This is a genomic window from Limnospira sp. (assembly GCF_051859755.1).
Taxonomy (GTDB): domain Bacteria; phylum Cyanobacteriota; class Cyanobacteriia; order Cyanobacteriales; family Microcoleaceae; genus Limnospira; species Limnospira fusiformis.
In genome coordinates this window covers 1-5,117 of record NZ_JBIMLI010000213.1, presented here as the reverse complement: position 1 = coordinate 5,117, position 5,117 = coordinate 1, and the positions used below count along the sequence as shown (strand labels likewise).

The 5,117-nt window shown below is 43.7% G+C and carries 5 protein-coding genes; all 5 read right to left on the bottom strand.

The features are described from left to right. Positions 1-119 precede the first annotated feature (119 nt). Positions 120-827 carry a Uma2 family endonuclease gene (locus ACTIE0_RS22580; RefSeq protein WP_006624159.1) on the bottom strand — a complete coding sequence of 236 codons (708 nt, stop codon included), beginning with the start codon at positions 825-827 and terminating at the stop codon, positions 120-122. A 57-nt stretch (positions 828-884) separates the two neighbouring features. Further along, positions 885-2,108, bottom strand: a complete 1,224-nt coding sequence (locus ACTIE0_RS22575; RefSeq protein ID WP_006624158.1) for a glycosyltransferase family 2 protein — start codon at positions 2,106-2,108, stop codon at positions 885-887. 3 nt (positions 2,109-2,111) lie between these two features. Beyond that, positions 2,112-2,324, bottom strand: coding sequence for a hypothetical protein (locus tag ACTIE0_RS22570; protein WP_006624157.1), 213 nt, complete (start codon positions 2,322-2,324; stop codon positions 2,112-2,114). 82 nt (positions 2,325-2,406) lie between these two features. After that, the gene (locus tag ACTIE0_RS22565; RefSeq protein WP_006624156.1) at positions 2,407-2,901 is read right to left on the bottom strand and encodes a DUF1269 domain-containing protein; all 495 of its coding nucleotides are present in this window, start codon (positions 2,899-2,901) and stop codon (positions 2,407-2,409) included. A gap of 173 nt (positions 2,902-3,074) precedes the next feature. Beyond that, positions 3,075-4,988, bottom strand: a complete 1,914-nt coding sequence (gene mnmG / locus ACTIE0_RS22560) for a tRNA uridine-5-carboxymethylaminomethyl(34) synthesis enzyme MnmG (protein WP_006669245.1) — start codon at positions 4,986-4,988, stop codon at positions 3,075-3,077. Between the last annotated feature and the right edge of the window lie 129 nt (positions 4,989-5,117).

Below are 5,117 nucleotides of genomic sequence, written 5' to 3'. Positions count from 1 at the left end.
CATAGTTACCCTTTCCCCCCACTGTAGGGAGTTTAGTAGCACTACTCATTTTTTACTCACTTGTTACTCTACTACGGTTTTGAGTAACACCTAAGTAACAGTAGAATGGGGGTTATAGGCTATGTATCAGGTTCAATACCCGCCGCCCGCAATTGGGCGATTAATTTTTCAGATCGTTGACGTTCCTGGTCTAATAGTTCAGTCGCCCATAGGAGTAGGTTTCCCTGTTGATCCCACCAACGTAGCCAGTAGCCAGTGAGATTTTCGCGGGTTCCTTGCTCTGCACCTAAGAAAAGCTGCATTTCTGGTATCCAAAATCTGCCCTGTTCATTAGGTGACTCTAGGTGATATCGTTGGTTCTCGTCTAAACGGTAGAGTTCTAATGTGCCTGTGTCTGTATCAAAAATGCCATAATTAGGTACTTGCAGAATCTGTTGATAGAAAAAGAACTTTCCAGGAGGATAGGTTTCTTTTATTGAATATTCACTCCCACCTGGATCTGATAAAAATTCTAGTACCAGTGCGGGAATATCCCCTTGTAGTCGGGGGGTATAACTACGAACTACCTCTTCCCGATTGACGGTAATTTGCGGAATATACGCCCAATCTGGCGCTTTTATGCTTATTTTACCGTTTATGGTGGCACAAATGCCGTAGTTGGTCGGAGTGAGCGATGTTTCTGGCAGTTTTCCGGCTAACCTTAAACTTTCGGTAACGGCTGCTGCTAGGGCTGGTTGATATATATTATCCACGGGGTCATCGGGTAACACAAAATCATCTGGCAACTTTTCCCAAGTGATAGTGTAAGTTGGGGAAGTGGCTAACATGACTAACCTTGCAGGTATTTGAACACTTTGATGATATCACAATTTGAGAAAGTGGATCTATATTTTATCGGAATTTAGCGAAGATTTATCCAGGGGTTCTCTTTGAGTCCTTACCCATTCTTTTTGGGGTTTAATGAAATAGGTTAAATATAGGGGAATTTTCCACAGTATATACAGGGGGATACCTAAGAGGGTTTTGAGGGGGATAAGCGATCGCCCAAAATTTGCCCAAGCCATACCAATGGCAGTAGTTAGCAGCAGCCCCTCTAGGGCTATGATGATGGTGGGAATAGCAGAGACTCCTAGGCTACTAGCGATTAAGGATATGGCGGATGCACCGACCCACAAAATTACCAGAAGGGAGAGGGGGGGAACACATAGATCTAATGCCATTTGTAACAGTTCAAAACGTCTTTGGCTTAGGGAGGCTTTGAGCAGGCGCGGCACTTGAGTTTTCAGGGTTTGTAAATGACCGTGTTCCCAACGGGTGCGTTGACTGGTGCTGGCGGTTTCGTCTTGGGGAAGGTATCCAATTACTTTGGCTTTGGCTGTAAATTGGGGGGAATAACCAGCGATCGCTAAATCGACACCTAGCTGCATATCTTCGACTATATTACTACTCGCTAAGGATATGCTTTGAATAATTGACCAGGGAAAAGCCATCCCAGTTCCGGTTAATAAACAAGGTCCCCCTAGTTTCGCTAATCCTTGGGGACGCACCCAATTTTTGACTAAGAATGCCAACGCAGAAATGGAGTTCTTGACAGATGGATTGGGGGGTGTTTCCATTAAATATAATGCTTGCACTGGCTTGGCTGTGATTAATGCTTGTTGAGCAATAGTGGCGATCGCTCCTGGTTCCACTAAACAATCAGCATCAATCATAACTACCACCTCTGGCGGGTTTGGCGCTAGGTGGCGTAATCCATAATCGAGAGCATATCCTTTTCCTCGGTTGTCTGGATCTTGCCTTTCCAGAACTTGCACTCCGTTTTCAGTGGCGATCGCTACAGTTTCATCTGTGCAGTTATCCGCAATTACAATTATTTCATCGTCCGGTTTCAGTTGAGGTAAAATATTAGCCAAAGTTTGACCAATAACTAACCCTTCATTATGAGCCGGAATTAATACAGAAATTGTCGGTTCTGGTAGGTCGTCATTTGATATAAAACCTGGGAAATTAAACCCGGCTGCCAAACATTCAACGAACAGAACCATGATCGGAATTGCCCAACCAAAAGCTATTAATCCCAGCGTGAAACCAACCCAGATAGTGATCATTTTTTACATAGGCTCCATTTCAGGCACATCGGCTTCTGGCGCATCTAAATCAACTACAACATTGAGAGATTGGGAAATGAACCATTGACGCGGCACACCTTGAATAGTAATCTTTTTACCATCTCTTTCGATTTTCACATTGCCGCTTACTTTCTCAATATGTATATCTGAATTCATTAAGTAGGTAGCTTTATCTGTAACTTTAATCCACATCATTTAATTGCCTTATTGGGGGGTATATTTGGGGGAATAATTCCAGCTTATCCCCCACATTTTACCAAGCTAAATTAGGGAAAAATTACTCGTCTGCGCCGAAATCTTCCCGTAACTTAGCTTCCTGTTCATTGGTCAAGTTGGATTTAATCAACTCACCTTTTTCTTCATCTTTGAAGGCTTCCTCTACTTTATCTAAAGTCACACTACTGGTTAGTAAAAATAGTGCGGAAGTACCTTCAGTTACTTGATTTCGGACATCTTTGATAAATTCATCATCAATGCCGTAGTCAGTGAAATATCCTGACAATGCTCCGGCTAATGCACCGACCGCCATTCCTAATACCGGAACAAAGAAAATCAAGCCGAATAATAGACCCCAAAAAGCGCCGCCAAATGCACCAGAACCCACTAGGTCAACGGCTTGGGTGGTTTTGGGCTTCTTGCGACCTTGTGGCCAGAATACTATAGCCGCATCTTCGATTTGAATTAAACGTTGTTTCTGGAGTTCAGCGAGTTTAGCCAGAGCATTTTTAGCACCATCAGCGCTATTGTATTTCCAAACTGTTAGAGTTGCCATTGTTATCAATCTGGTGATAATTGTATGAGGGTAGTATAATGATAATTGTATAAAATTGTACAAATTTAAGAAAAATTTTATGATTCGTAGATGGCAATGTGGTTATATTGAAAATAAAAACCGGATTTCTGAATCAATAGAAACCCGGCGAATAGATAGTTAATCATCAACCCTTATTTAATGGCGATCGCCGGTTGACGGTGGCGCACTTCCAGATAAATTAACAAGGCGTTAATATCTGCGGGGTTGACCCCACCAATACGGGAAGCCTGACCAATAGTTAAAGGTTTGATCCGGTTTAATTTTTCCCGTGACTCCATAGATAGGGTTTCAATGGTAAGATAGTCTAAGTCTCGAGGGAGTTGGCGGTTAGCATGACGGCTGATCTGATCAATTTGGTTTTGCTGGCGTTCCATATAGCCGGAATATTTAATCTCAATTTCTGCGCCTTCTTTTTCCTCTAAGGATAACTGAGAATTACCTAGGTGATAATGTTCTAAATTACCATAGTGGAAACCGGGACGACGCAACAATTCCGCCAGACTAATTGACCCTTTAATTTTTTGTTGAGTATCAGAGGCGATCGCTATACCAATTTCGTCGCGTTCCTTAACTCTGGTCTGGTCTAGCCGCTGCTTTTCCGCGATAATATTAGCCTGTTTTTGTTGGAATAATTCCCAACGGCGATCGTCAATTAAACCAATTTCCCGACCCAAGGGAGTTAGGCGGCGATCGGCATTATCCGATCGCAATAATAACCGATACTCCGACCGACTGGTTAACATTCGATAGGGTTCTCGCAGATCCTTCGTACACAAATCATCAATTAAAGTACCGATATAACTTTGTTCCCGAGGAAACACAATCATATCTTCACCGCGCACCAATTTAACCGCATTAATTCCCGCTACAATTCCCTGTGCGGCTGCTTCTTCATATCCAGTTGTACCATTAATTTGACCCGCACAAAATAATCCCTCAATTTTCTTAGTCATCAACGTAGGATAACACTGAGTTGCCGGTAAATAGTCATACTCCACCGCATAAGCAGGTCGTAGCATCACGCAGTTTTCTAAACCCGGAAGACTCCGTAACATTTCTAACTGTAATTTTTCCGGTAAACCCGTAGAAAATCCCTGAATATAAAGTTCAGGAATATGACGGCCTTCTGGTTCAATAAAAATCTGGTGACTTTCCTTGTCAGCAAACCGCACAATTTTATCTTCAATACTCGGACAATAACGGGGTCCTTTGGCATCCACCCAACCGCCATAAACGGGGGATAAATGCAAATTTTCCCTAATTAATCGATGGGTTTCCGCCGTAGTTCTGGTTAAATAACAGTTCATTTGTTCCCTTTCAACCCACACTTCAGGGTCAAAACTGAACCATCGCACTCGTTCATCTCCGGGCTGAGGTTCTAAGTTGCTATAATCAACCGATCGCTTATCGACTCGCGCGGGAGTTCCGGTTTTTAGTCGTCCCGTTTCAAACCCTAAGCGGTTCAGGGTGTCTGTAAGTCCTACGGCGGCGAATTCTCCGGCTCGTCCCGCTGGCATGGATTTGTTACCCACCCAAATAATTCCACCTAAAAAAGTCCCTGTAGTTAGGATGAGCGCTTTACAGGCAAATGCTACACCAAAATAGGTTTTTACTCCTATGATTTCGTCATTTAATCCTAAGACTAAATCCGTTACCATTCCCTCCCGGATTGATAGATTTTCTTGGTTTTCGACTATTTGTCGCATTACTGCTGCATATTCGCGCTTATCCGTTTGCGCCCGTAACGCCCAAACAGCCGGTCCGCGAGAGTTGTTAAGTAGCCGTTTTTGCAGGTAGGTGCGATCGGCCATTTTGCCAATTTCTCCCCCCAGTGCATCGACTTCGTGGGTGAGTTGAGACTTCGCCGGAGCCCCCACAGCCGGGTTACAGGGTTGCCAGCCAATTTTATCTAAATTTAGGGTCAGCAGCAACGTGCGACAACCCAAACGCGCTGAGGCTAAAGCCGCTTCGCAGCCTGAGTGTCCGCCACCGACTACGATGATCTCAAATTCTTCTTGAAAGTCTACGGGTGAATTTACTGTCATAGTTGGGATATTTTACAATGTCGCTCTATTTGATTTTAGGGATATCTAATGATGTTATGGTCGAAGGGAAAGTCACCTTTCCCAACTCCAATTCAAAACCGTGCTTGCGAGTTTCCCAGCACACGGCTC